Raw genomic sequence first — 24,890 nt, forward strand, 5'->3', positions numbered from 1 at the left:
GTGCGTTATGAGTCTGACTATCACACTGACAGGAACCGGAGGGGCACAGCTGGTGCCGGTGTTTGGCTGCGATTGCGCCGCGTGTCGCCGGGCGCGCTTGCAGGACAGCTATCGCCGTCGCCCCTGCAGCGCGGTGGTCAAATTCAACGATGCAGTCACGTTGCTGGACGCGGGCATTCCGCACCTGATGGACGACTGGCCCGCGGGCAGCTTCCAGCAGTTTTTACTCACTCACTATCATATGGATCACGTCCAGGGGCTGTTCCCCCTGCGCTGGGGCGTTGGCGCGACGATTCCGGTCTACGGCCCGCCGGACGACGCAGGATGCGACGATCTGTTTAAACATCCGGGGCTGCTGGATTTCAGCCATACGCTGGAGCCGTTTGTGATATTTGAACTCCAGGGACTGCGGGTTACGCCGTTGCCGCTCAATCATTCGAAACTCACGTTCGGGTATCTGCTGGAGTCAGCCCACAGCCGCGTGGCGTGGCTCTCTGATACTGCCGGACTGCCGGAAAAAACGGTGAAATTCCTGCTCAACAACCAGCCGCAGGCGATGATCATCGACTGCAGCCACGAACCGCGCGCTGAAACGCCGCGTAATCATTGTGATTTAAACACCGTGATTGCGCTGAACGAGGTGATTGGCTGCCCGCAGGTGATTCTGACCCACATCAGCCATCAGTTTGACGTGTGGATGATGAATAACCCGCTACCGGAGGGCATTGAAGCGGGATATGACGGAATGGTGCTGGTGCTTGATTAGTTTTGCCGGGTGGCGGCTGCGCCTTACCCGGTCTACGATCCAGGGTTTTGTAGGCCTGCGTAAGCAAAGCGCCACCAGGCTTTAGCCTCGGTCGTAATCTTCTTCCAGCCTGCGCTCGTCATCTTCCAGACGACGCCGATCGTCATCAAGCTGTCGCTGACGCTCGTCTAATCGGCGGCGTCTGTCGTCGAGCTGCCGACGACGGTCGTCGTACTGCCGGCTGTCGGTTTGACGGCTGCGATCGTAACGATCGTTGTCATCGTCATTACGGCTGCTGCCGGGGTTATAGGCATCGTTGATCGCCTGCTGAATATTACCGATGGCATCATCAATAATGTCGGCGTGAGCCAGTTGGCTGGTGAGTGACAGCAGAGCAAATAACAGCGCGGTTGAGTAATGTTTCATAAAGCCAGTCTCGCAGGTGGGCTGGCTTTACGGTAATGAACGACTGGAGCGAGAGGTAGCGGAGGAATCTCAATTCTGCGCCTGTTCAATTGCCGCAATCGCGTCGACTCGCACCTGATGTCTTCCACCCTCAAACTCAGCATCCAGCCAGGCATCGACAATCATTTTTGCCAGCTCCAGCCCGACCACGCGCGAGCCAAATGCCAGCACGTTAGTATTATTATGTTGACGGGAAAGCTGCGCAGAATAGGGTTCGCTACAGACCACTGCGCGAATACCGGGGAATTTATTGGCCGTAATCGAGATCCCAACGCCAGTGCCGCAGATCAAAATACCGCCGTCGACCTCATTATCGAGAATGGACTGTGCAACGGAACTGGCGTAGTGCGGATAGTCCGTTCGTTCAGAAGACCATGCGCCCTTATCTTTCACCTCCACACCACGTGCGTGCAGGTGAGCCAGAATGTCCTCTTTTAGAATAAAACCAATGTGATCGCAGCCGAACGCAATCCTTTTCATGGTGTGCCTCATGTGAGTTAACTTTACGAACATGATGAGTTTTGTGATTTAAGACCGGTAATCTGTGCAATAAACCGCCAAAACCATCGTATTGCTCTGTGTTCTACACGCCTGACTTTCACATTTCAATAGCATCCTGATCGCATAACGCGCTTACTCTGGGAGATACTTTTACCTAGCAATGATATAATTTATTGATTTTAAAAGGCATTAAAAAATCACTGAAAACACAAACTTCACGAAAAATAAAACTTTATGAATTTATAAATTCTGTGAAGTTATCAGCATATTTCTCAGGAAGGATGTGGTGATATAGTGTCGTCTTCATTGTTAAGGACAAAAGAGAGCGATGAGCCAGCCAGAATTTGAAAAAGAGCTGCCTAATGGCATCGGCCTGGCACCTTACCTGCGCATGAGGCAGGAAGGGATGACGGATAACGAAAGCCGAATTGTTGACTGGCTGCTTCAGCCAGGGAATCTGAGCGGTGCGCCAGCGATTAAAGATGTAGCTGAGACGCTGATGGTCTCGGAAGCCATGATCGTTAAGGTGGCAAAACTGCTCGGTTTTAGCGGTTTTCGTAACCTGCGTGCAGCACTGATTGACTACTTTTCGCAATCCGAACAGGTGCTGCCCGCAGAGCTGGCCTTTGATGAAGCGCCGCAGGATGTGGTTAACAAAGTGTTCAACATTACCCTGCGCACGATTATGGAAGGCCAGTCCATTGTCAATGTGGATGAAATACACCGCGCGGCCCGCTTCTTTGCCCAGGCAAACCAGCGCGATCTGTACGGTGTCGGCGGCTCCAATGCCATTTGTGCCGACATCCAGCACAAGTTTTTACGTATTGGCGTGCGCTGCCAGTCCTATCAGGACGCGCACATCATGATGATGTCTGCCTCACTGCTGAAAGAAGGAGACGTGGTGCTGGTGGTGTCGCACTCCGGGCGCACCAGCGATGTAAAAGCCGCTGTAGAGTTAGCCAAAAAAAACGGCGCGAAAATTATCTGTATTACCCACAGTTATCATTCTCCGATAGCCAAACTTGCAGATTATATTATTTGTTCGCCAGCACCAGAGACCCCTTTATTAGGGCGTAACGCCTCAGCGCGTATATTACAACTCACATTATTAGATGCATTATTTGTTTCCGTTGCACAACAAAATATAGAACAGGCCACATTAAATATGCAAAAAACAGGCGCTATTGTGGATTTCTTTTCTCCTGGCGCACTGAAGTAAACAAAAAGGTTAATCCCGCACCTGCGGGATTAACAAAAATGTACCCTACGTTGAGAACATTGCTATGAATAAATATCTGAAATATTTCAGCGGCACCGTTATGGGCTTAATGTTATCCACCAGCGTATTTGCTGCTGCGGAATATGCGGTGGTATTAAAAACGCTCTCCAATCCATTCTGGGTAGATATGAAGAAAGGGATTGAAGATGAGGCTAAAACCCTGGGGGTGAGCGTTGATATTTTTGCCTCACCATCGGAAGGGGATTTTCAGTCTCAATTACAGCTTTTCGAAGACTTGAGTAACAAGAATTATAAAGGTATTGCTTTCGCCCCTCTCTCCTCGGTAAATCTGGTGATGCCCGTGGCGCGCGCCTGGCAAAAGGGGATTTATCTGGTGAATCTCGATGAGAAAATCGACATGGATAACCTGAAAAAAGCGGGCGGTAACGTGGAAGGTTTCGTCACCACGGATAACGTGGCCGTCGGGGCAAAAGGTGCCGCGTTTATTATTGATAAGCTCGGCGCACAGGGCGGTGAAGTGGCGATTATCGAAGGGAAAGCGGGTAACGCATCGGGTGAAGCACGGCGCAATGGCGCAACCGATGCCTTCAAAAAAGCAAGCCAAATCAAACTTGTTGCCAGCCAGCCTGCAGACTGGGATCGCATTAAAGCCCTGGATGTGGCAACCAACGTTCTGCAACGTAACCCGAATCTCAAAGCGTTCTACTGCGCAAACGACACTATGGCAATGGGCGTAGCGCAGGCTGTAGCAAACGCTGGTAAAACGGGCAATGTCCTGGTGGTTGGCACAGACGGTATCCCGGAAGCCCGCAAGATGGTCGATGCCGGGCAAATGACCGCTACCGTCGCACAAAACCCAGCGGATATCGGTGCGACAGGGTTGAAACTGATGGTAGATGCGGCGAAAACCGGAAAGGTGATCCCACTGGAAAAAGCACCTGAATTCAAGCTGGTGGATTCAATTCTGGTAACGAAATAACGCAGACTTTGTGCGGATTGATGCCCTTACCCCACCCCTCTCCCGCAGGGAGAGGGTGAAAAAATAAGGAGTAAACATGGTCACGCCATATATTTCGATGGCGGGGATCGGCAAATCCTTTGGTCCGGTTCACGCATTAAAATCGGTTGATTTAACGATATTTCCTCACGAGATCCACGCATTATTAGGGGAAAACGGTGCCGGTAAATCAACCTTAATGAAAGTATTGTCGGGAATACATGAACCGACCAAAGGCACTATTACGATTAATGAAACCCATTACGATAAACTCGATCATAAACTAGCCGCCCAGCTGGGCATCGGAATTATTTATCAGGAACTCAGCGTCATTGATGAATTAACGGTGCTGGAGAATTTATATATTGGCCGACATCTGACGAAAAAGGTCTGCGGCGTCACAATTATCGACTGGAAAGAGATGCGCATTCGCGGCGCAATGATGCTCTTACGCGTCGGATTAAAAGTCGATTTAGATGAAAAGGTAGCGAATTTATCCATCAGCCACAAACAGATGCTGGAAATTGCCAAAACCTTAATGCTCAACGCCAGAGTGATCATCATGGATGAACCCACCTCTTCCTTAACCAATAAAGAGGTGGACTATCTGTTTCTGATCATGAATCAGTTGCGAAAAGAAGGCACCGCCATTGTGTATATCTCGCATAAGCTGGCAGAAATTCGTCGGATTTGCGATCGCTACACGGTGATGAAAGACGGCAGCAGCGTCTGCAGCGGCATGGTCAGCGATGTGACAAACGATGACATTGTGCGTCTGATGGTCGGTCGCGAGCTGCAAAACCGCTTTAATGCGATGAAAGAGAGCACCGGCAACATCGAACGCGACACCGTTTTTGAAGTGAAAAACGTCACCAGCCGCGATAAGAAAAAAGTGCGTGATATCTCGTTTAGCGTGAATCGCGGCGAAATCCTCGGTTTCGCAGGGTTAGTCGGCTCCGGCCGGACCGAACTCATGAACTGCCTGTTCGGCGTGGATAAACGCGCGAGCGGCGAAATACGCCTCAATGGCAAAACCATCTCCCCTCGTTCACCGCTGGATGCCCTGAAAAAAGGAATGGCCTACATCACCGAAAGCCGCCGGGAAAACGGCTTTTTCCCCAATTTTTCTATCGCCCAGAATATGGCAGTGAGCCACAGCCTGAAAAATGGCGGCTACAAGGGAGCAATGGGGCTGTTTCGCGAAAGCGAGGAGCAAAAAACTGCCGAAGTACAGCGCCAGTTGCTGGGGCTGAAATGCCATAACGTTGAACAGAACATCACCGAACTCTCCGGCGGTAATCAGCAAAAGGTACTGATTTCCAAATGGTTATGCTGCAACCCGGACGTCATCATTTTTGATGAGCCCACCCGCGGCATTGACGTCGGTGCCAAGGCCGAAATCTACAAGGTGATGCGCCAGTTGGCTGACGAAGGCAAGGTCATCCTGATGGTGTCATCCGAGCTACCTGAAATTATCGCCGTCTGCGACCGCATCGCCGTGTTCTGCGAAGGGCGACTGACGCAAATCCTGACCAATCGCGACGACATGGGCGAAGAGGAGATCATGGCATGGGCATTACCACAAGAGTGAAAGGCAATATGGATGAGAAAAAGCCGTTTAATTTCGCGCTGTTCTGGGACAAGTACGGCACTTTTTTCATCCTCGCGATCATCGTTGCCATCTTTGGCACGCTGTCGTCGGAATACTTTCTGACCACCAATAATATCACGCAGATTTTTGTGCAAAGTTCAGTGACGGTGCTGATTGGAATGGGCGAATTCTTTGCCATCCTGGTCGCAGGTATTGACCTCTCCGTCGGGGCTATCCTTGCGCTTTCCGGTATGGTGACAGCAAAGCTGATGCTGGCTGGCGTCGATCCGTTCCTCGCGGCTCTGATTGGCGGCGTGCTGGTCGGCGGCGCACTGGGGGCGATTAACGGCTGTCTTGTGAACTGGACCGGGCTGCATCCATTTATTATCACCCTTGGCACCAACGCCATTTTCCGTGGCATTACGCTGGTGATCTCCGATGCTAACTCGGTGTACGGCTTCTCATTTGACTTTGTGAACTTCTTTGCCGCCAGCGTGTTAGGTGTTCCCGTACCGGTCATTTTCTCGCTCATAGTGGCCGTGATCCTCTGGTTCCTCACAACCCGCATGCGGCTGGGACGCAACATCTACGCGCTGGGAGGCAATAAAAACTCGGCGTTCTACTCCGGTATCGACGTGAAGTTTCACATGCTGGTGGTCTTTATCATTTCTGGTGTGTGTGCCGGGCTGGCGGGCGTGGTCTCCACCGCACGTCTGGGTGCTGCAGAGCCGTTAGCCGGGATGGGGTTTGAAACCTACGCCATCGCCAGTGCCATCATTGGCGGCACCAGCTTCTTCGGTGGCAAAGGTCGCATCTTCTCAGTCGTGATTGGCGGTCTCATCATCGGCACCATCAATAACGGGCTCAACATTTTACAGGTTCAAACCTATTACCAGCTGGTGGTGATGGGCGGGTTGATTATTGCCGCTGTCGCCCTCGATAGATTGATCAGTAAGTAAGGAATTCACAATGAAAATATCACCCTCCCTGATGTGTATGGATCTACTGAAATTCAAAGAACAGATTGAATTCATTGACCAGCACGCGGACTACTTCCATATCGACATCATGGACGGCCATTTTGTGCCAAACCTGACGCTGTCGCCATTCTTTGTCGGCCAGGTGAAGAAGCTCGCCACCAAACCGCTGGACTGCCATCTGATGGTGACACGTCCGCAGGATTACATTAGCCAGTTGGCACAGGCTGGAGCGGATTTCATCACCCTGCACCCCGAAACGATCAACGGCCAGGCCTTTCGCCTGATAGATGAAATTCGCCGTCATGGCATGAAAGTCGGGCTGATCCTCAATCCAGAAACCCCGGTTGAGGCAATGAAATACTATATTCACAAGGCAGACAAAATTACCGTTATGACCGTCGATCCCGGCTTTGCTGGTCAGCCGTTCATCCCGGAAATGCTGGATAAAATTGCGGAACTGAAAGCCTGGCGCGAACGCGAAGGGTTGAGCTATGAGATTGAGATCGACGGCTCCTGCAATCAGGCTACGTATAAAAAACTGATGGCCGCCGGGGCAGACGTCTTTATCGTCGGGACATCCGGCCTGTTTAACCATGCAGAAAATATCAGTGATGCATGGCAATTGATGGCCGGACAGATCCTGTCGGCAAGAAACGAGGGCGTTCCTCATGCAAAAACAGCCTGATGTTGTCGCCGGAGTGGATATGGGGGCAACCCATATCCGTTTTTGCCTGCAAACAGGCGATGGCACTGTGATCCACTGCGAGAAACAACGAACGTCAGAGGTCATCAGCTCTGGCGTGGTCATTGGCGTCACGGAAATGATTAACGCGCAGTTGCAGCATTTTCAGGTTCGCTGTCGCGGTCTGATGATGGGCTTCCCGGCGCTCGTGGGCAAAGATAAACGCACCATTATCTCTACGCCAAATCTGCCGCTTCAGGCAACGGAACTGTTCGACCTGGCAGGTAAGCTGGAAGATGCGCTGAGCTGCCCGGTAGAGTTTTCCCGCGATGTTAACCTGCAGCTCTCGTTTGACGTCGTGCTGCACAACCTGCAGCAGCAACAGGTGCTGGCGGCTTATCTCGGTACGGGTATGGGATTTGCCATCTGGCTGAACGGTGCCCCCTGGACCGGCGCTCATGGCGTAGCAGGCGAACTCGGGCACATTCCACAAGGCGATATGACCCGCCATTGCGGCTGTGGCAACACGGGATGTCTGGAAACCGTCTGCTCCGGCATCGCGCTGAAACGATGGTATGAACAGCAGCCGCGTGAGTATGCGATTGGTGAAATTTTCACCGCCGCGCGTGATGAACCCTTTGTGCAGCAACTGCTGGCTCATGCAGCTCGCGCTATCGCCACCAGCATCAATCTGTTCGACCCGGACGCAGTGATCCTTGGCGGTGGGGTGATGGACATGGACGCCTTCCCGCGCGAAACGCTGATTGCCGGGATAAAACAGCATCTGCGGCGTCCGCTGCCGTATGAAGCTGTGCGCTTTATCACCGCATCGTCATCAGCCTTTAACGGCGCACAGGGCGCGGCGACACTGGCGCGCTGTCAGTTTATGTCATCACCTTGCGCAGCGCCTGCGCCAGCTGTACACGGGTAAACGGCTTACGCAGCAGCTCCACGTCCGGTAGCTGTGGGTTATTCGCCGGACGGAGATCCTGCCCGCTGATCAGCAGCACCGGTAGCTGCGGATAATGGCTGCGCACCTGGTGAATCACTTCGGCACCGCTCAGGCTTCCCGGCAGCATTAAGTCGCTGATAAACATGCCAATGTCTGGTGATATCTCCAGCATCTTCAGCGCCTGCTCGCCGCTTTCCGCTTCAAGCGTGAGGTAACCAAGCTGATGAAGTTGCTCGCACAGGGTCTGGCGAACATCAGCTTCATCTTCCAGCACCAGCACCAGTTGCTCGCTTTCAACAGTTGCCGTCGTCGCCAGCGTTTCATCATGAGGAACAACCGAAAGCGCCGAACGTGGCAACTGGAGGCGCACCGTTGTACCCTGGCCCGGCGCACTTTCGATCTCAACGCGTCCACCTGACTGGCGCACAAAACCATACACCATCGACAGCCCTAACCCGCTCCCACTCCCGGTCTGCTTGGTGGTGAAGAACGGCTCAAAAACCTGCGATTTCACCTCCTGTGACATCCCGCTTCCGTGATCGATAACCTCCAGCGCCACCATATCCTCCCGGCGTCCGTCACTGCGGGTCACGCGCTGGTTCCAGGTGCGGATCTTTATCACGCCAGCCTGCCCTTCCATCGCGTCGCGGGCATTCATCACCAGGTTAATAATGGCGTTTTCCAGCTGGCTGACGTCAATCCACGCAGGCCATGCGGGAGATTGCGCTTCAATTTCCAGCGTGATGGTGGCAGGTAAGGAATGGCGCATCAGCTCGCTGAGATTTTCCAGCAGCGGTTTCAGCTCCACCGCATGCGGATGCAGAGACTGCTTACGGGAGAAGGCCAGCAGACGCTGGGTCAACATGGCTCCGCGCTCAGCCGCTTTCAGCGCGCGGGTGATGCGCGGCGCATCCGGGGAGTCCGGATCGGTCAGTTCCAGGCTGCCGATAATCACCGCCAGCAGGTTGTTGAAATCATGCGCCAGCCCGCCCGTCAGTTGCCCGACGGCCTTCATCTTCTGGCTATGTAACAGCGCCTCTTCCAGCCCCTGACGCTCGATGCGGTCAATCTCCATCTGCGAAGTCTTTTCTTTCAGCAGCCGCGTGGTGTGCTCAAGCGATGCGGTATTGCGGGCAAAAACGTTAAACGCGCGCGCCAGTTCACCCAGCTCGTCGCGCCGCTGCAATGCGGGCACCGACACATCCGGCTCCCCGTGAGCCAGCCGCGACATCGCGCGTGAAATGGCCGTCAGGTTGGAGCCAAGGTTGCGGTAGATATACCAGCAGGCGCAGCCGGTGATGATCAGCGCCAGCACCGCGAACACGCTGATAAACACGCTGATCGAGCGCAGTTCCTGATGACTCTGGTCAGTACGCAACGTGGAGGCCCGCGCTACCTGTTCCACGTACTGATTGATATCGCTGTTGAGTATCGCCACCAGCGCTTTGATGTGAAACATATACCAGCTGATAGAGAGATCGCTCTCTTCCAGCTGCTTCGACAGCGGAGCGAGTTTGCGCAACTCGTCGTTAAAGTCGGGCAGCACAAAATCCACCACCGGTTGCGTCGCACGGCGGGGCAACGTCGCCGTCACCGCATCCAGTTGCTGCACCGTAGCGCGCGGCGAAGGGGTTCCGATAGCGGCAACGATCAGTCGATCCATTTCCATAAGCTGCCGCGCATCCGGCACGTTGCTGCCGTAACGACGGTTGAGATCCTGCAGATGGCGCAGATAGCTCTGGCTCTGGTAGAGCGAACTGAGCAGCGCGTTACGCTCCAGGTGGCGTCGCTGCCCGCGCTCCAGCATCCCTGTCACGCTTTGCTGTAATTCATTACTGCGACGAATAATTCTCGCCACCAGCGCCGGTTCCTGCTGTGCCAGAGGCGCATCGGCAAGCTGCTCCAGCGAATGCCGCAGTGCCGTTTGAGACTGTTTCAGCCTGTCCGCTTCGCCTTTGTACTCCAGCGCCCCCACGACCTGAGAAAGCCGCACCGCCGCCGTCGCCACGTTCGCCGTGTCACGCGCAAGGTTCATGCTGCCGGTCATGTCATCCAGCGTTTGCTGCTGCACCTGCTCCTGAATCTGGCTGGCATGGCGAAAGCCGAGCACCGCCACGCCGCTCACCATCAGCGTTACGGCGACCACCAGCAGATTGAAAATCAGCAGGCGGCCTCGGGCGCTGGCGAAGAACGGGGGACGTGGGGACATGTATTCGGGCTCCTCTGCGGTTCGGTGCCCTCACCCTGGCCCTCTCCCGGTGGGAGAGGGAAAAGAGAAATGTGACGGCGATTAACTATTCATAACTATGACAAATATGAACGGCTTCTGACATTTTGCATTTACGCACCTGTGATGAAGTGCAGATATCGACATTCACAGGAGATCCGCCATGAGCAGAACCCCGGTATTAGAGATGCGCAGCATTGCCAAAACGTTTGGCAATTTCCACGCGCTCAAGGGTGTGGATTTGACGGTCTTCCCCGGTGAGATCCACGCGCTGATGGGGGAAAACGGCGCGGGAAAAAGCACGCTGATGAAGATCCTCGCGGGGGCCTATACCGCCACCGGGGGCGAAATCCTGATCGACGGCCAGCCGTTTCATATCAGAGGGCCAAAAGACGCCCTGGCCGCAGGCATTACTTTGATTTATCAGGAGATGCAGCTCGCGCCCAATCTGACCGTCGCCGAAAATATCTTCCTCGGCAGTGAGCTGTCGCGCGGCGGGCTGGTGCAGCGCAAAGAGATGGCCGCCCAGGCGCAGGCGGTAATCGACCGCCTCGGCGCGCAGTTTAACGCCACCGATCTGGTGATGAAGCTGACCATCGCCGAGCAGCAGCAGGTGGAAATCGCCCGCGCGCTGCACCGCAACAGCCGCATTCTGGTGATGGATGAACCCACCGCCGCCCTCTCCTCGCGGGAAACGCATCGTCTGTTCGAACTGATTTTGCGCCTGCGCGATGAAGGCATGGCGATTATCTACATCAGCCACCGCATGGCTGAAGTCTATGAACTTTCTGACCGCGTCAGCGTTCTGCGCGACGGGCAATACGTCGGCAGCCTGACGCGCGACAAACTGAACGCGTCAGAGCTGGTGCGCATGATGGTTGGTCGACCGCTCAGCGACCTGTTCAACAAAGAGCGTGATATCCCGCTCGGCAGCCCGCGCCTCAATGTGCATCACCTCACCGATGGTAAAAAAGTGCTGCCCTGCAGTTTGCAGGTGCGTTCCGGCGAAATCGTCGGACTGGCGGGGCTGGTCGGGGCCGGGCGCTCCGAACTGGCGCAACTGATCTTCGGCGTGCGCAAAGCCACCGGCGGCATGATCGAGGTCGACGGCGAACCGGTGGTGATCCACTCCCCGCGCGCGGCCATCGAAAACGGCATCGGTTTTCTCACCGAGAACCGCAAGGAGCAGGGGCTGTTTCTGGAGCTGGCGGCGCAGGAGAACATCACCATGGCGACGCTGGAGCGCGACGCCACCTTCGGCATGCTTAACCGTAAAAAAGCGCAGTCGATTTCCGATGACGCCATCGCCCTGCTCAACATTCGCGTGCCGCATTCTCAGGTGCGCGCGGGCGGACTCTCCGGCGGCAACCAGCAAAAATTGCTGATCTCCCGCTGGGTGGCGATCGGCCCGCGCATTCTGATTCTGGACGAACCTACGCGCGGCGTAGACGTTGGCGCGAAAAGCGAGATCTACCGCATCATGAACCAGATGGCGCGCAAAGGCGTGGCGATTTTGATGATCTCCAGCGAACTGCCGGAAGTGGTGGGCATGAGCGACCGGGTGTACGTGATGCGGGAAGGCAGCATCGCGGGCGAACTGCACGGGCGCGACATCTCTCAGGAAAACATTATGACGCTGGCAACCGGCGTGAACGACACTCATCATCAGGCGGTGCAATCATGACAACTCCAACCCATCCGCAGCAGGTGGCGAAATCCGCCTCCGCCAAAAAAATGCTGATGAGCGATCTGATGCAAACGGTCGGCATTTTACCGATTTTGATCCTGATTGTGGCCGTATTTGGCTTTATCGCCCCTAACTTCTTCACCGAGAGCAATCTGCTCAACATTACCCGTCAGGCGTCGATCAACATCGTGCTGGCGGCGGGGATGACCTTCATCATTTTAACCGGCGGGATTGACCTCTCCGTGGGCTCGATTCTGGGTACCACGGCGGTGGCGGCAATGGTGGTGTCGCTTATCCCGGAATTCGCCATGCTTTCCATCCCGGCCGCGCTGATGCTCGGCATGGTGCTGGGGCTGTTCAATGGCGCGCTGGTGGCCTTTGCCGGGCTGCCGCCGTTTATCGTCACCCTCGGCACCTATACGGCGCTGCGCGGCGCTGCGTATCTGCTGGCAGACGGGACCACGGTGATCAACTCCAGTATCAGCTTCGAGTGGATCGGCAATAACTATCTCGGCCCCGTGCCGTGGCTGGTGGTGATCGCCCTTGCGGTGATCGTGATTTGTTGGTTCATTCTGCGCCGCACCACGCTGGGCGTTCATATCTACGCGGTCGGCGGCAACATGCAGGCGGCACGCTTAACCGGCATCAAGGTCTGGCTGGTGCTGTTGTTTGTGTATGGCATGAGCGGCCTGCTCTCAGGCTTAGGCGGCGTGATGAGCGCCTCGCGTCTCTACAGTGCCAACGGCAATTTAGGCATGGGTTATGAGCTGGATGCGATTGCGGCGGTGATCCTCGGCGGCACCAGCTTCGTCGGCGGGATCGGCACGATCACCGGCACGCTGGTCGGCGCATTGATCATCGCCACCCTTAACAACGGTATGACGCTGATGGGCGTCTCCTACTTCTGGCAACTGGTGATCAAAGGGGCGGTGATCATCATAGCGGTGCTGATCGACAAATACCGTACCCGACACCACCAAAGTGCATAACAACAAAACCCTACAAGCGAGGAAGAGAAGATGCGTTTGAAACCCTTAGTGACCGCGCTCTGTGCTGGCGCGCTGCTGGCCGCAACACCGTTTGCGCAGGCAAAAGATCTGAAATCCATCGGCGTGACGGTGGGTGACCTGGCTAACCCGTTCTTCGTGCAGATCACCAAAGGTGCCGAGCTGGAAGCGCGCAAGCTGGCGGGCGATAACGTCAAGGTGACGCTGGTCTCCAGCGGTTACGATCTGGGTCAACAGGTGGCGCAGATCGACAACTTTATTGCCGCTAAAGTCGACATGATCATCCTCAACGCGGCAGATTCCAAAGGGATCGGCCCGGCGGTGAAACGCGCGAAAGAGGCGGGGATCGTCGTCGTTGCGGTTGACGTGGCGGCGGAAGGGGCCGATGCGACCATCACCTCCGATAACACCCAGGCAGGCGAGATGGCCTGTAAGTACATTACCGACCGCCTGAACGGCAAAGGCAACGTGGTGATCATCAACGGACCGCCGGTCTCTGCGGTTCAAAACCGCGTGGAAGGCTGTCAGACTGAGTTCAAACGCCACCCGGATATCAAAGTGCTCTCGGACAACCAGAACGCCAAAGGCAGCCGTGAAGGCGGTCTGGAAGTGATGACCTCCCTGCTGGCGGCGAATCCGAAGATCGACGGCGTGTTCGCGATTAACGACCCGACGGCGATCGGTGCCGATCTGGCAGCGAAACAGGCGCAACGTAATGAGTTCTTTATCGTTGGCGTGGATGGTTCCCCGGATGGTGAAGAAGCGCTGAAGCGGGAAAACTCCCTGTTTGTGGCGACCCCGGCGCAAGATCCGCAGGTGATGGCGGCAAAAGCGGTGGAGATTGGCTATGACATTCTCCAGGGCAAACCTGCACCGAAAGAGCCTGTGCTGATCCCGGTGACGATGATCGATAAAAAGAACGTCGGATCATATAAGGGGTGGACGGTTAAGTAATCCCTCACCCTAACCCTCTCCCCAAAGGGGAGAGGGAACGATTACACCCTCTCCTCTTTGGGGAGAGGGCTGGGGTGAGGGGTACATTTTGCACATAATCGAAGGAGTCCCCATGAAACGCTCCGAAATTAACGAAATCCTCGGCCACACGCGGCAATTCTTTTCCATGCACGATGTGCATCTCCCGCCGTTTGCCAGCTTTCCGCCAACACAATGGCAGCAGCTTAACCCGGCCGCATGGCAGGAAGTGTTCGACCTCAGGCTCGGCTGGGACGTGACGGCATTTGGTGGCAACAACTTCGCTGCAGAGGGCCTGACGCTGTTTACCCTGCGCAACGGCTCCCCCAACGGCGTGCCCTATGAAAAGTGCTATGCCGAAAAAATCATGCACGTGCGCGACGGCCAGGTGACGCCGATGCATTTTCACTGGCGTAAACGGGAAGACATCATCAACCGTGGCGGTGGAAACCTCATCATTGAGTTATGGAATGCCGGCGCGCATGAAGAGACCGAGAACACTGACGTGACGGTCACGATCGACGGCTGCCGTCAGACCCACGCACCCGGCAGCCAACTGCGCCTCACACCAGGGGAAAGCATCTGCCTGACGCCCGGCCTGTACCATAGTTTCTGGGGAGAACGCGGCTTTGGCGACGTGCTGGTGGGCGAAGTCTCATCCGTTAACGACGACGAACACGACAACCACTTTTTGCAGCCCATCGCCCGCTATAACAACATTGAAGAAGACGAACCGGCGGTGCTGGTGTTGTGCAACGAGTACAACCTGTTTCGGATATAAGGAGTGAATGATGCCACTGATTTCTCTTGCCGATGGTCTTGCGCACGCCAGGGAGCATCGCTATGCGCTGGGTGCGTTTAATGTGCTCGACTCCCATTTCCTGCGCGCGCTGTTTGCCGCCGCGAAGCAGGAACGCTCGCCGTTTATCATCAATATTGCCGAAGTGCATTTTAAGTACGTGTCGCTGGATTCGCTTGTCGAAGCGGTCAAGTTCGAAGCCGCCCGTCACGCTATTCCCGTGGTGCTGAATCTCGATCACGGGCTGCACTTTGAAGCGGTAGTGCGCGCCCTGCGTTTAGGATTCAGCTCCGTGATGTTCGATGGTTCCGCGTTGAGCTATGAGGAAAACGTTCGCCAGACGCGGGAAGTGGTGAAGATGTGCCACGCGGTGGGCGTGTCGGTGGAGGCGGAGCTGGGCGCGGTTGGCGGTGACGAAGGCGGCGCGCTGTATGGGCATGCGGATGAAGCGTTCTTTACCGACCCACAACTGGCGCGCGAGTTTGTCGATTTAACTGGCATTGACGCGCTGGCGGTTGCTATTGGCAATGCACACGGCAAATACAAAGGCGAGCCAAAGCTGGATTTCCCACGCCTGGATGCCATTCGCCAGCAGACGGGGCTACCGCTGGTGTTACACGGTGGCTCCGGCATTAGCGATGCCGATTTCCGCCGTGCCATCGAGCTGGGCATTCATAAAATCAACTTCTATACCGGCATGTCGCAGGCCGCGCTCACTGCCGTTGAACAGCGCATGGCGAACCGCCAGCCGCTCTACGATGAGTTTGCTGAACTGTTGCTAGGTATAGAAGAGGCCATTACCGATACGGTCGCCGAACAGATGCGCATTTTTGGCAGCGCGGGGCAGGCATAATGGAACGCAAAGGGATCATCGCCGCAGGCAACATGCTGGTGGATCACGTCCACCAGATTGTGCAATGGCCGGAGCGCGGCTGGCTGGCGGAAATCACCCACAGCGAACGCTCTACCGGCGGCGCACCGCTGAACGTTCTGCTAACGCTGGCGAAAATGCACGTCGGCCTGCCGCTGCAGGCGGTGGGGTTGATTGGTGAAGATGGCGACGGGGATTACATTCTGGCGATGCTCGATCAATACCACGTCAACCGTCAGCGCGTGCAGCGCACCACCTTTGCGCCAACCTCCATGTCGCAGGTGATGACCGACCCGAGCGGACAGCGCACCTTCTTTCACTCTCCGGGAGCCAACCGCCTGCTGGATCTCCCTGCCTTTGACCGACTCGACGGCGCGATGAAGATCTTCCATTTAGGCTACCTGCTGCTGCTCGACAGCCTGGATATGCCGGACGATGAATTCGGCACGCGCAGCGCGCGGTTACTGGCGCAGATGCGCGACCAGGGATACGAAACCTCGCTCGATCTGGTCTCCCGCAAGGGCGATCCACGCTATCAGCCGCTGGTGCTCCCTGCCCTGCGTCATCTCGATTATCTGGTGATTAATGAACTGGAAGCCGGGGAGTTTAGCGGGCTGGAGATGCGCGACAGCAACGATGCCCCGCACATCCCCCATATCGCTGAAGCCGCCTCACAGCTGCTGGCGGCGGGCGTCCGGCAGCGCGTGGTGATCCACTGCCCGGAAGGTGCATGGGGCGAAGCGCCAGGTGAAGAAGGCCGCTGGCTTCCTTCCTGGATGCTGGAGCAGGAGGAGATTATCGGCAGCGTCGGCGCGGGTGATGCGTTTTGCGCGGGGTTTTTATACGGCTGCCATGAATCACTGCCGCTGGCGGAGAGCATTTATCTGGCGCACGCCTGTGCGCGGGCAAGCCTGCTGGCCGCCAATGCCATTGATGGCGCGAAAACGCTGGCAGAGCTGCAGCTTTTTATCAAAGAGAATATTTAGGCAGCCTTGTCGCTGTGAGAGACATCGGTGGCAAAAACGTATCCAAGCCCACGTATAGTCTTAATCAGCGCGGGCTGGTGCGGATTCGCCTCGATTTTTCGGCGCAGGCGCATGATCAACACATCAATGGTGCGGTCAAACACTTCAGCACTTTCACTGTGGGTCAGTTCCAGAAGCTGCTCGCGGCTCAGTACCCGGCGGGCGTTTTGCGTCAGCGCCAGCAGCAACCCGTACTCGCCCTGCGTTAACGGCACGGTGTTACGCTGCGGATCGCTCAGCTCACAGCGGGTGGTATCCAGCGTCCAGCCGTTAAAAGCAATACCCGCCACGCGTGGCGCGGTTATTTCCGCCGCCAGCGCTCCGGTGCGACGCAGCACGGCTTTGACGCGAGCAACCACCACGCGCGGGTTGAACGGCTTGCCGATATAGTCGTCGGCCCCCATCTCCAGCCCCACGACCACGTCTGATTCACTTCCCAGCCCTGTCAGCATCACCACCGGCAGTTCCGGACGTTGTCGTTGCACCTGCAGCAATATCTGTAGCCCGTTGATATCCGGCAGCATCATGTCCAGCAGTACCAGAGCGATACCCGGTTCCTGCTGAACCAGGTTCAGGGCATCCTGACCGTTATGGCAGACGAGCACAGTAAAGACGTGCTCGTTGAGCACATCCTTCAGCAGTTCGCAGACTGCGGTATCGTCATCAACCACCAGAATCGCCGGTTTCATCGCATGCTTCCGTCAGGGGATTATGTTAAGTCTGAACCATTCTGCCGTCGGCTCCAGCCAAAGTGGTTTTTACGTAACGGAATTTCAACCCATGTCACATCCACTGCCCTTTCGACACGTCAATTTTGACGATTGTCTGCTTTTCGTCAGGGTTTTGAGCGCATATCGGCCGTAAAGTCTGGATATACCCACACTAAAAATATGGCATAGAAGCTGCATAGTGGGTGCGAAAGCGTTTATTAACTGGAGCAGACTGATGAAAAAAGTCGTCACGGTTTGCCCTTATTGTGCCTCAGGTTGCAAGATCCACCTGGTGGTCGATAACGGCAAAATCGTCCGGGCGGAGGCAGCACAGGGGAAAACCAACCAGGGTACGCTGTGCCTGAAAGGGTACTACGGCTGGGATTTTATTAACGATACCCAAATCCTCACTCCTCGCCTGAAAACCCCTATGATCCGCCGCGAGCGCGGAGGAAAACTGGAATCCGTCTCCTGGAACGAGGCACTGGATTACGTCGCCACGCGCCTGAGCGCCATCAAAGCCAAATATGGCCCGGATGCGATTCAGACGACCGGTTCCTCACGCGGGACGGGAAACGAAACCAACTATGTGATGCAAAAATTCGCGCGCGCCGTTATTGGGACCAATAACGTCGACTGCTGCGCTCGCGTCTGACACGGCCCATCGGTTGCAGGTCTGCACCAGTCGGTCGGTAACGGCGCAATGAGTAATGCCATCAACGAGATAGATAATACCGATCTCGTCTTTATATTCGGCTATAACCCGGCGGATTCACACCCTATCGTCGCGAATCACGTGATTAACGCGAAACGCAACGGGGCGAAAATCATCGTCTGCGATCCGCGCAAAATCGAAACCGCGCGCATTGCGGATATGCACATTGCATTGAAAAACGGCTCGAACATCGCGCTGTTGAATGCGATGGGGCACGTCATTATCGAAGAGAACCTGTACGACCAGGCATTTGTCGCCGCCCGCACGGAAGGCTTTGACGAGTATCGGAAAATTGTCGAGGGCTATACGCCTGAATCCGTTGAAGCGATTACCGGCGTGAGCGCGCAGGAGATCCGCCAGGCGGCACGGATGTATGCCGGGGCGAAAACCGCCGCCATCCTGTGGGGCATGGGCGTGACCCAGTTCTACCAGGGTGTGGAAACCGTGCGCTCGCTCACCAGCCTCGCCATGCTGACCGGAAATCTGGGCAAGGCGCATGTGGGTGTGAACCCGGTGCGTGGCCAGAACAACGTGCAGGGTGCCTGCGATATGGGTGCGCTACCGGACACCTATCCGGGCTATCAGTACGTCAAATTCCCGGAAAACCGCGAGAAGTTTGCGAAGGCCTGGGGCGTGGAGAGCCTGCCGGAACACACCGGGTATCGCATCAGCGAGCTGCCGCACCGTGCGGCGCACGGTGAAGTACGGGCGGCCTACATCATGGGTGAAGATCCGCTCCAGACCGACGCCGAGCTGTCTGCGGTGCGCAAAGGGTTTGAAGATCTGGAACTGGTGATTGTGCAGGATATCTTCATGACCAAAACCGCAGCGGCGGCGGATGTGATTTTACCGTCGACATCATGGGGCGAGCACGAAGGTGTCTACACGGCGGCAGATCGCGGCTTCCAGCGCTTCTTCAAAGCGGTCGAGCCGAAGTGGGATCTGAAAACGGACTGGCAGATCATCAGTGAAATCGCCACCCGCATGGGCTACCCAATGCACTACAACAACACCCAGGAGATCTGGGACGAGTTGCGGCATCTGTGCCCGGACTTTTACGGCGCAACCTATGAAAAAATGGGGGAACTGGGGTATATCCAGTGGCCGTGCCGCGATGAGTCCGGTGCCGATCAGGGCACGTCATACCTCTTTAAAGAGAGATTCGACACCCCGAACGGGCTGGCGCAGTTCTTCACCTGCGACTGGGTCGCGCCGATCGACAAACTCACCGACGAGTATCCGATGGTGCTCTCCACCGTGCGTGAAGTGGGTCACTACTCCTGCCGTTCGATGACCGGTAACTGCGCGGCGCTGGCGGCGCTGGCAGATGAACCAGGCTACGCGCAAATCAACACCGCCGACGCAGAACGTCTTGGCATTGAGGATGAAGCGCTGGTGTGGGTGAACTCGCGTAAGGGCCGGATCATCACCCGTGCGCAGGTCAGCGATCGTCCGAACAAAGGGGCGGTCTATATGACCTACCAGTGGTGGATTGGTGCCTGTAACGAGCTGGTGACGGAGAATTTAAGCCCGATAACCAAAACGCCGGAGTACAAATACTGCGCCGTAAACGTCGAGCCGATTGCCGATCAGCACGCTGCGGAACAGTATGTGATCGATGAATATAACAAGCTGAAAGCCCGCCTGCGTGAGAGCGCTATGGGTTGAAGCCGTTAATTAATCAGTGAATAAAGGGAGTGATATATTCGCTCCCTTTTTATTTCCGCTTAAAACATTAAAAATATCAATTGTTATTCTGGAAAGCGGCTCGCAGAAATAATGTAATTTACGCAGAACAGAATTACATCTTTGCATTTTAATTCAGAAGGATAAGATATGCGTCGGGTGCTTAAGACTTTCTGTCTTGAGCATTGTTGAGGGACAGAAAGTGGAAAGCCCCGGGAAATTTGCATTTACCCGAGGCTACCCGCCTCAACACCAACAAGTTGAGGGTAGCCTCTTATTCTTTCGTAAGCAAGGAGTAAAAGGCATGACGCCATTAAAAACTGTGTTAGGCATTGTTTTTATTATCTGTCTAACCATAGTGATATTTACCTTTATTACTCGCGGCAAGCTGTGCGAGTTTTCAATAAAGAGTGAACATCAGGAGGTGGCGGCGAAATTAGCCTGCATCGCGGGCTAACCTCTACGGGCGGAATGACAGTTCCGCCCGGCTTGCAGGATGCTGAGGTCTTAATGCACCCGTTTTTTTCTTCCGCCACCGCGATTATACTTCGCGGCATGTACCCAGATGATAAGAATCCATGAAACCATTTTTGTTGTTGTTATTACTTTTTACGTCACTTACCCGTGCCGACGAGATTGGCAACCAGTACAAAGAGCAGGCTGAAGCAGGCGATGCACGCGCGCAGTATTATCTTGCCGATACGTACCTCAGTTCTGGCGACAGCCAAAAAGCCGCACTGTGGGCGGAGAAAGCGGCAAAAGGGGGCGATGTCGATGCGATGGGTTTACTGTCCCAAATCCAGTTTATACAGGGCGATTACGCTCAGGCCAAAGCGCTGGCGCAGCAGGCCACCATCGCAGGCAGCAAACGCGGAGCGATTATGCTGGCACGTGTTCTCGTGAATACGCAGGCGGGCAAAACCGACTATCCGCAGGCCATCAAACTGCTGCAGACGGCGACCGGGGATCTCGACAACGATTCCGCAGTAGACGCGCAGATGCTGCTGGGGCTGATTTACGCCAACGGCGTTGAAGTGGCGCAGGATGACGTAAAAGCGGCATCGTGGTTCAAGCGCAGCTCGTCTCTCTCACGGACCGGTTATGCAGAATACTGGGCCGGGATGCTGTTCCAGCAGGGTGAGAAAGGCTTTATTGCACCGAATAAACAGAAAGCGCTTTACTGGTTGAACCTGAGCTGTACGGAAGGGTTTGATACGGGATGTGAAGAATTTGATGCGTTGAGCGGGGAGTAAAGTGCCGGGTGGCGGCTTCGCCTTACCCGGCCTACAAACCCCGTAGGCCCGGTAAGCGCAGCGCCACCGGGCTTAGGATGTTACTGATCGGCCGTCTTATCAAAACGACCCAGCACCTCACGTTCATACGCCAGTGCTTTTTTACGGTCGAACTTGTGTTCCCACTTGGCGATAACCAGCACCGCCAGGGCGTTACCCACCACGTTCAGCGCGGTACGCGCCATGTCGAGGATACGGTCAACACCGGCGATAAACGCCAGACCTTCCAGTGGAATACCGACGCTGCCGAGCGTCGCCAGCAGTACCACGAAGGAGACGCCCGGCACGCCAGCGATACCTTTTGAGGTCACCATCAGGGTCAGCACCAGTACGATTTCCTGCCACAGCGACAGGTCAATGCCGTACAGCTGGGCAATAAAGATAGCGGCAATACTCTGGTATAGCGTTGAGCCATCCAGGTTAAAGGAGTAGCCGGTTGGCACCACGAAGCTGGTAATTGACGCCGGTGCACCGTAGGCTTCCATCTTCTCGATAATACGCGGCAGCACACTTTCAGAGCTTGCCGTGGAGTACGCCAGAATCAGTTCGTCTTTCAGGATGCGAATCAAAATCCAGATGCTCAACCCGCACAGGCGCGCCACAATGCCCAGCACGACCAGCGCGAAGAACAGGATCGCGAAATGCACCAGGATCACCAGCTTCGCCAGCGGCCACAGGGAGGCAAAACCGAAGTTCGCGACCGTCACGGCGATCAGCGCAAACACCCCGACCGGCGCATAGCGCATTACCATGTGCGTGACTTTGAACATGGTTTCAGAGATAGAACGGAAGACGGTCACCAGCGGCTCACGGTGCGTTGCGGGCAGAGAAGAAAGCCCCAGACCAAACAGCACCGAGAAGAAGATGATTGGCAGCATCTCGCCCTTCGCCATGGATGCCACGATGTTGGTCGGCACCAGCGACAGGATAGTCCCCATCAGACCATGCGCATGGCTCTGCACGTCAGCCGTTGTGCTTTGGTATTTCGAAATATCCACCGTTGCCAGCTGCGACATATCAATACCAGACCCCGGCTGGAACACGTTCGCCAGAGTAATGCCGAGAACGATCGCAACCGTAGTGATCACTTCGAAATAGATAATGGTTTTTGCACCGATACGGCCTAGCTGCTTCGCATCACCCACACCGGCAATACCCACTACCAGCGTCGAGATCACAATCGGCACCACAATCATCTTGATCAGATGAATAAAGATATCGCCTGCCGGAGAGAGCAGGTTCGCAATCAGCCACTCGCGGCTGTCGCTGTGATAATGGAGATAACTGCCCAGCAAGATGCCCAGCACAAGGGCCAGCAAGATTTGCCAGGCCAGGCTGACTTTCAAATTTTTCATAGAAACTGACTTCCTCAATGAAATCCCCACACCACAAAACTGCATGAATATGGAGACATACTGAAAGGGTATGAATTGTGTTGCGTTGGTTTATGGGATTTTTTAACGCGGCGTATGAGTATCATTTGCACGGCATGCTGCGCAAGCCTTATAGAACGAGGCTTTTCACTGCAAAAAGGGAAGATGACGTGAATTTGTAATAATTCTTATAAATAACCTTTTGTTATAAAAACGCTTTTTTCCTGATAAATGTGAATAATCGTCAACCTAAATTATTTCCCTTCAAAGTTTCATTCGCTCATTTTTCATACTATTCAAACAATGCGTGATCTGCCGCCCAAATAATAAACAAAGCTGGCAAAGCCCCTACAATTAACGTTTTTGCGACATATTATTAACATCTTACAAGGAGAAAAAAAGCCATGAGCCAAATCCACAAACACGACATTCCCGCAAACATTGCGGACCGCTGCCTGATCAACCCGGAGCAATACCACGAGAAGTATCAGCAATCTATCGCCAGCCCGGACGCCTTCTGGGGCGAGCAAGGGCATATCCTTGACTGGATCACACCGTATCAGAAGGTAAAGAACACCTCCTTTGCGCCGGGTAACGTCTCCATTAAATGGTATGAAGACGGTACGCTGAACCTCGCCGCAAACTGTCTGGACCGCCATCTTGCCGAACGCGGCGATGAAACGGCCATCATCTGGGAAGGCGACGATGCTTCGCAGAGCAAACATATCACCTATAAAGAGCTACACCGCGACGTGTGCCGCTTCGCCAATGTGCTTCTGGAAAGGGGCATTAAAAAAGGCGACGTGGTCGCTATCTATATGCCGATGGTACCGGAAGCGGCGGTGGCCATGCTGGCCTGCGCGCGCATCGGTGCTATTCACTCCGTTATTTTCGGCGGCTTCTCGCCGGAAGCGGTTGCCGGGCGTATTGTCGACTCTAACTCTAAGCTGGTGATCACCGCCGATGAAGGCGTGCGCGCCGGGCGTGGAATTCCGCTGAAGAAAAACGTCGACGAAGCGCTGAAAAACCCGAACGTGAAAACCATCAGCAATGTTATCGTCCTGAAGCGTACCGGCGGCAAGATCGACTGGACCGAGGGGCGTGACCTGTGGTGGAGCGACCTGATCGAGAAAGCAAGCGATCAGCACCAGCCAGAAGAGATGAACGCGGAAGATCCGCTGTTTATCCTCTACACCTCCGGCTCCACCGGCAAACCGAAAGGTGTGCTGCACACCACCGGTGGCTATCTGGTCTATGCGGCCACCACCTTCAAATATGTGTTCGACTACCATCCGGGCGACATCTACTGGTGTACCGCCGACGTGGGCTGGGTCACCGGACACAGCTACCTGCTGTATGGCCCGCTGGCCTGCGGCGCAACCACGCTGATGTTTGAAGGCGTGCCGAACTGGCCAACCCCGGCGCGTATGTGCCAGGTGGTCGACAAACACAAGGTCAACATTCTCTACACCGCACCAACGGCAATCCGCGCATTAATGGCGGAAGGCGATAAGGCTATCGAGGGTACTGACCGCTCTTCCCTGCGCATCCTCGGCTCCGTGGGCGAGCCAATCAACCCGGAAGCCTGGGAGTGGTACTGGAAGAAGATCGGCAACGAAAAATGCCCGGTAATGGACACCTGGTGGCAAACCGAAACCGGCGGCTTCATGATCACCCCGATGCCGGGTGCCACGCAGTTGAAAGCGGGTTCCGCAACCCGTCCATTCTTCGGCGTACAGCCCGCGCTGGTGGATAACGAAGGTAATCCGCTGGAAGGTGCCACTGAAGGCAACCTGGTGATTGTCGATTCCTGGCCGGGTCAGGCGCGCACGCTGTTTGGCGACCACGAGCGCTTTGAGCAGACCTACTTCTCGACCTTTAAAAACATGTACTTCAGCGGCGACGGCGCGCGTCGTGATGAAGACGGTTATTACTGGATCACCGGACGCGTGGACGACGTGCTGAACGTCTCCGGTCACCGTCTGGGTACGGCAGAGATTGAATCCGCGCTGGTATCACATCCGAAAATCGCTGAAGCCGCGGTTGTCGGTATTCCACACAACATTAAAGGCCAGGCGATTTACGCCTATGTGACGCTAAACCACGGTGAAGAGCCGTCGCCAGCGCTGTATGCCGAGGTGCGAAACTGGGTACGTAAAGAGATTGGCCCGCTAGCCACGCCGGATGTGCTGCACTGGACCGACTCGCTGCCGAAAACCCGCTCCGGCAAAATTATGCGCCGTATCTTGCGCAAAATCGCGGCAGGTGACACCAGCAACCTCGGTGATACCTCGACGCTCGCCGATCCGGGTGTGGTGGAAAAACTGCTCGAAGAGAAGCAGGCCATCGCGATGCCTTCATAATTTTTTCTCC

22 protein-coding genes are annotated in these 24,890 nt (G+C 55.4%); 17 read left to right on the plus strand and 5 right to left on the minus strand.

The window, feature by feature from the left end:
• The first annotated feature begins 7 nt into the window (after positions 1-7).
• The gene (gene phnP / locus ABGB15_RS19445) at positions 8-766 is read left to right on the plus strand and encodes a phosphonate metabolism protein PhnP (RefSeq protein WP_215723608.1); all 759 of its coding nucleotides are present in this window, start codon (positions 8-10) and stop codon (positions 764-766) included.
• Positions 767-847: 81 nt separating this feature from the next.
• Here the strand turns inward: phnP and yjdP are convergent, their stop codons facing one another.
• Positions 848-1,171, minus strand: a complete 324-nt coding sequence (gene yjdP / locus ABGB15_RS19450) for a DDRRRQL repeat protein YjdP (RefSeq protein ID WP_215723607.1) — start codon at positions 1,169-1,171, stop codon at positions 848-850.
• 69 nt (positions 1,172-1,240) lie between these two features.
• Positions 1,241-1,690 carry a bifunctional allose-6-phosphate isomerase/ribose-5-phosphate isomerase RpiB gene (rpiB, locus tag ABGB15_RS19455; protein WP_152083138.1) on the minus strand — a complete coding sequence of 150 codons (450 nt, stop codon included), beginning with the start codon at positions 1,688-1,690 and terminating at the stop codon, positions 1,241-1,243.
• A 349-nt stretch (positions 1,691-2,039) separates the two neighbouring features.
• Here rpiB and alsR point away from each other — a divergent pair, with 349 nt between their 5' ends.
• The 6 genes from alsR to alsK all read left to right on the plus strand — a co-directional run bounded on the left by alsR (position 2,040) and on the right by alsK (position 8,132).
• Positions 2,040-2,930 carry a D-allose utilization transcriptional regulator AlsR gene (gene alsR / locus ABGB15_RS19460; protein WP_152083137.1) on the plus strand — a complete coding sequence of 297 codons (891 nt, stop codon included), beginning with the start codon at positions 2,040-2,042 and terminating at the stop codon, positions 2,928-2,930.
• 64 nt (positions 2,931-2,994) lie between these two features.
• The gene (gene alsB / locus ABGB15_RS19465) at positions 2,995-3,930 is read left to right on the plus strand and encodes a D-allose transporter substrate-binding protein (RefSeq protein WP_215723606.1); all 936 of its coding nucleotides are present in this window, start codon (positions 2,995-2,997) and stop codon (positions 3,928-3,930) included.
• Between the two features lie 76 nt (positions 3,931-4,006).
• The gene (gene alsA, locus ABGB15_RS19470) at positions 4,007-5,539 is read left to right on the plus strand and encodes a D-allose ABC transporter ATP-binding protein AlsA (protein ID WP_152083135.1); all 1,533 of its coding nucleotides are present in this window, start codon (positions 4,007-4,009) and stop codon (positions 5,537-5,539) included.
• On the plus strand, positions 5,518-6,498 hold the full coding sequence (alsC, locus tag ABGB15_RS19475; RefSeq protein WP_152083134.1) for a D-allose ABC transporter permease: 981 nt from the start codon (positions 5,518-5,520) through the stop codon (positions 6,496-6,498). Before alsA ends, alsC begins: the two co-directional genes overlap by 22 nt.
• Positions 6,499-6,508: 10 nt before the next feature.
• Positions 6,509-7,204 carry a D-allulose 6-phosphate 3-epimerase gene (gene alsE, locus ABGB15_RS19480; RefSeq protein ID WP_152083133.1) on the plus strand — a complete coding sequence of 232 codons (696 nt, stop codon included), beginning with the start codon at positions 6,509-6,511 and terminating at the stop codon, positions 7,202-7,204.
• Positions 7,188-8,132, plus strand: a complete 945-nt coding sequence (gene alsK, locus ABGB15_RS19485) for an allose kinase (RefSeq protein WP_215723604.1) — start codon at positions 7,188-7,190, stop codon at positions 8,130-8,132. Before alsE ends, alsK begins: the two co-directional genes overlap by 17 nt.
• Here the strand turns inward: alsK and ABGB15_RS19490 are convergent.
• Positions 8,086-10,362 (minus strand): ATP-binding protein, encoded by a 2,277-nt coding sequence (locus ABGB15_RS19490; RefSeq protein ID WP_215723603.1) that lies wholly within the window; start codon positions 10,360-10,362, stop codon positions 8,086-8,088. The genes alsK and ABGB15_RS19490 overlap by 47 nt on opposite strands.
• A 181-nt stretch (positions 10,363-10,543) precedes the next feature.
• Here ABGB15_RS19490 and ABGB15_RS19495 point away from each other — a divergent pair, with 181 nt between their 5' ends.
• The 6 genes from ABGB15_RS19495 to ABGB15_RS19520 all read left to right on the plus strand — a co-directional run bounded on the left by ABGB15_RS19495 (position 10,544) and on the right by ABGB15_RS19520 (position 16,702).
• Positions 10,544-12,064, plus strand: a complete 1,521-nt coding sequence (locus ABGB15_RS19495) for a sugar ABC transporter ATP-binding protein (protein WP_152083130.1) — start codon at positions 10,544-10,546, stop codon at positions 12,062-12,064.
• Positions 12,061-13,056: a ribose ABC transporter permease gene (locus ABGB15_RS19500; RefSeq protein WP_152083129.1), complete on the plus strand. Its 996-nt coding sequence runs from the start codon at positions 12,061-12,063 to the stop codon at positions 13,054-13,056. The genes ABGB15_RS19495 and ABGB15_RS19500 overlap by 4 nt, the downstream gene beginning before the upstream one ends.
• Before the next feature lie 30 nt (positions 13,057-13,086).
• Positions 13,087-14,028: an ABC transporter substrate-binding protein gene (locus tag ABGB15_RS19505; protein ID WP_215723602.1), complete on the plus strand. Its 942-nt coding sequence runs from the start codon at positions 13,087-13,089 to the stop codon at positions 14,026-14,028.
• Positions 14,029-14,140: 112 nt separating this feature from the next.
• Positions 14,141-14,827 (plus strand): D-lyxose/D-mannose family sugar isomerase, encoded by a 687-nt coding sequence (locus ABGB15_RS19510; RefSeq protein WP_215723601.1) that lies wholly within the window; start codon positions 14,141-14,143, stop codon positions 14,825-14,827.
• 10 nt (positions 14,828-14,837) lie between these two features.
• Positions 14,838-15,698, plus strand: coding sequence for a ketose 1,6-bisphosphate aldolase (locus ABGB15_RS19515; protein WP_215723622.1), 861 nt, complete (start codon positions 14,838-14,840; stop codon positions 15,696-15,698).
• Entirely contained in the window at positions 15,698-16,702 is a 1,005-nt protein-coding gene (locus tag ABGB15_RS19520) for a carbohydrate kinase family protein (protein WP_215723600.1), read from the plus strand. The genes ABGB15_RS19515 and ABGB15_RS19520 overlap by 1 nt, the downstream gene beginning before the upstream one ends.
• On the opposite strand, the gene ABGB15_RS19525 is transcribed toward ABGB15_RS19520, so the two are convergent.
• The gene (locus tag ABGB15_RS19525; protein WP_152083125.1) at positions 16,699-17,430 is read right to left on the minus strand and encodes a response regulator; all 732 of its coding nucleotides are present in this window, start codon (positions 17,428-17,430) and stop codon (positions 16,699-16,701) included. The two genes, ABGB15_RS19520 and ABGB15_RS19525, sit on opposite strands and share 4 nt — an antisense overlap.
• A 256-nt stretch (positions 17,431-17,686) precedes the next feature.
• Between ABGB15_RS19525 and fdhF the strand changes: the two genes are divergently transcribed.
• The 3 genes from fdhF to ABGB15_RS19540 all read left to right on the plus strand — a co-directional run bounded on the left by fdhF (position 17,687) and on the right by ABGB15_RS19540 (position 21,105).
• Positions 17,687-19,834, plus strand: a complete 2,148-nt coding sequence (gene fdhF, locus ABGB15_RS19530) for a formate dehydrogenase subunit alpha (protein WP_215723599.1) — start codon at positions 17,687-17,689, stop codon at positions 19,832-19,834.
• Between the two features lie 322 nt (positions 19,835-20,156).
• Complete coding sequence (locus ABGB15_RS19535) at positions 20,157-20,309, plus strand: Hok/Gef family protein (RefSeq protein ID WP_152083123.1); 153 nt, start codon at positions 20,157-20,159, stop codon at positions 20,307-20,309.
• A 121-nt stretch (positions 20,310-20,430) separates the two neighbouring features.
• Positions 20,431-21,105 carry a tetratricopeptide repeat protein gene (locus ABGB15_RS19540; RefSeq protein ID WP_215723598.1) on the plus strand — a complete coding sequence of 225 codons (675 nt, stop codon included), beginning with the start codon at positions 20,431-20,433 and terminating at the stop codon, positions 21,103-21,105.
• Positions 21,106-21,185: 80 nt separating this feature from the next.
• Here the strand turns inward: ABGB15_RS19540 and gltP are convergent, their stop codons facing one another.
• The gene (gene gltP, locus ABGB15_RS19545; RefSeq protein ID WP_152083121.1) at positions 21,186-22,499 is read right to left on the minus strand and encodes a glutamate/aspartate:proton symporter GltP; all 1,314 of its coding nucleotides are present in this window, start codon (positions 22,497-22,499) and stop codon (positions 21,186-21,188) included.
• Between the two features lie 422 nt (positions 22,500-22,921).
• Here gltP and acs point away from each other — a divergent pair, with 422 nt between their 5' ends.
• A complete protein-coding gene (acs, locus tag ABGB15_RS19550; RefSeq protein ID WP_152083120.1) occupies positions 22,922-24,880 on the plus strand; it encodes an acetate--CoA ligase in 1,959 nt (652 codons plus the stop codon).
• Positions 24,881-24,890: the final 10 nt, after the last annotated feature.

The organism is Enterobacter sp. MALB-1, from assembly GCF_041021625.1.
Taxonomy (GTDB): Bacteria; Pseudomonadota; Gammaproteobacteria; order Enterobacterales; family Enterobacteriaceae; genus Enterobacter; species Enterobacter oligotrophicus.

Bases quoted from the DNA above. Each gene is read 5' to 3' on its own strand.
- phnP (WP_215723608.1), top strand. From the start codon at position 8: ATGAGTCTGACTATCACACTGACAGGAACCGGAGGGGCACAGCTGGTG.
- yjdP (WP_215723607.1), bottom strand. From the start codon at position 1,171: ATGAAACATTACTCAACCGCGCTGTTATTTGCTCTGCTGTCACTCACC.
- rpiB (WP_152083138.1), bottom strand. From the start codon at position 1,690: ATGAAAAGGATTGCGTTCGGCTGCGATCACATTGGTTTTATTCTAAAA.
- alsR (WP_152083137.1), top strand. From the start codon at position 2,040: ATGAGCCAGCCAGAATTTGAAAAAGAGCTGCCTAATGGCATCGGCCTG.
- alsB (WP_215723606.1), top strand. From the start codon at position 2,995: ATGAATAAATATCTGAAATATTTCAGCGGCACCGTTATGGGCTTAATG.
- alsA (WP_152083135.1), top strand. From the start codon at position 4,007: ATGGTCACGCCATATATTTCGATGGCGGGGATCGGCAAATCCTTTGGT.
- alsC (WP_152083134.1), top strand. From the start codon at position 5,518: ATGGGCATTACCACAAGAGTGAAAGGCAATATGGATGAGAAAAAGCCG.
- alsE (WP_152083133.1), top strand. From the start codon at position 6,509: ATGAAAATATCACCCTCCCTGATGTGTATGGATCTACTGAAATTCAAA.
- alsK (WP_215723604.1), top strand. From the start codon at position 7,188: ATGCAAAAACAGCCTGATGTTGTCGCCGGAGTGGATATGGGGGCAACC.
- ABGB15_RS19490 (WP_215723603.1), bottom strand. From the start codon at position 10,362: ATGTCCCCACGTCCCCCGTTCTTCGCCAGCGCCCGAGGCCGCCTGCTG.
- ABGB15_RS19495 (WP_152083130.1), top strand. From the start codon at position 10,544: ATGAGCAGAACCCCGGTATTAGAGATGCGCAGCATTGCCAAAACGTTT.
- ABGB15_RS19500 (WP_152083129.1), top strand. From the start codon at position 12,061: ATGACAACTCCAACCCATCCGCAGCAGGTGGCGAAATCCGCCTCCGCC.
- ABGB15_RS19505 (WP_215723602.1), top strand. From the start codon at position 13,087: ATGCGTTTGAAACCCTTAGTGACCGCGCTCTGTGCTGGCGCGCTGCTG.
- ABGB15_RS19510 (WP_215723601.1), top strand. From the start codon at position 14,141: ATGAAACGCTCCGAAATTAACGAAATCCTCGGCCACACGCGGCAATTC.
- ABGB15_RS19515 (WP_215723622.1), top strand. From the start codon at position 14,838: ATGCCACTGATTTCTCTTGCCGATGGTCTTGCGCACGCCAGGGAGCAT.
- ABGB15_RS19520 (WP_215723600.1), top strand. From the start codon at position 15,698: ATGGAACGCAAAGGGATCATCGCCGCAGGCAACATGCTGGTGGATCAC.
- ABGB15_RS19525 (WP_152083125.1), bottom strand. From the start codon at position 17,430: ATGAAACCGGCGATTCTGGTGGTTGATGACGATACCGCAGTCTGCGAA.
- ABGB15_RS19535 (WP_152083123.1), top strand. From the start codon at position 20,157: ATGACGCCATTAAAAACTGTGTTAGGCATTGTTTTTATTATCTGTCTA.
- ABGB15_RS19540 (WP_215723598.1), top strand. From the start codon at position 20,431: ATGAAACCATTTTTGTTGTTGTTATTACTTTTTACGTCACTTACCCGT.
- gltP (WP_152083121.1), bottom strand. From the start codon at position 22,499: ATGAAAAATTTGAAAGTCAGCCTGGCCTGGCAAATCTTGCTGGCCCTT.
- acs (WP_152083120.1), top strand. From the start codon at position 22,922: ATGAGCCAAATCCACAAACACGACATTCCCGCAAACATTGCGGACCGC.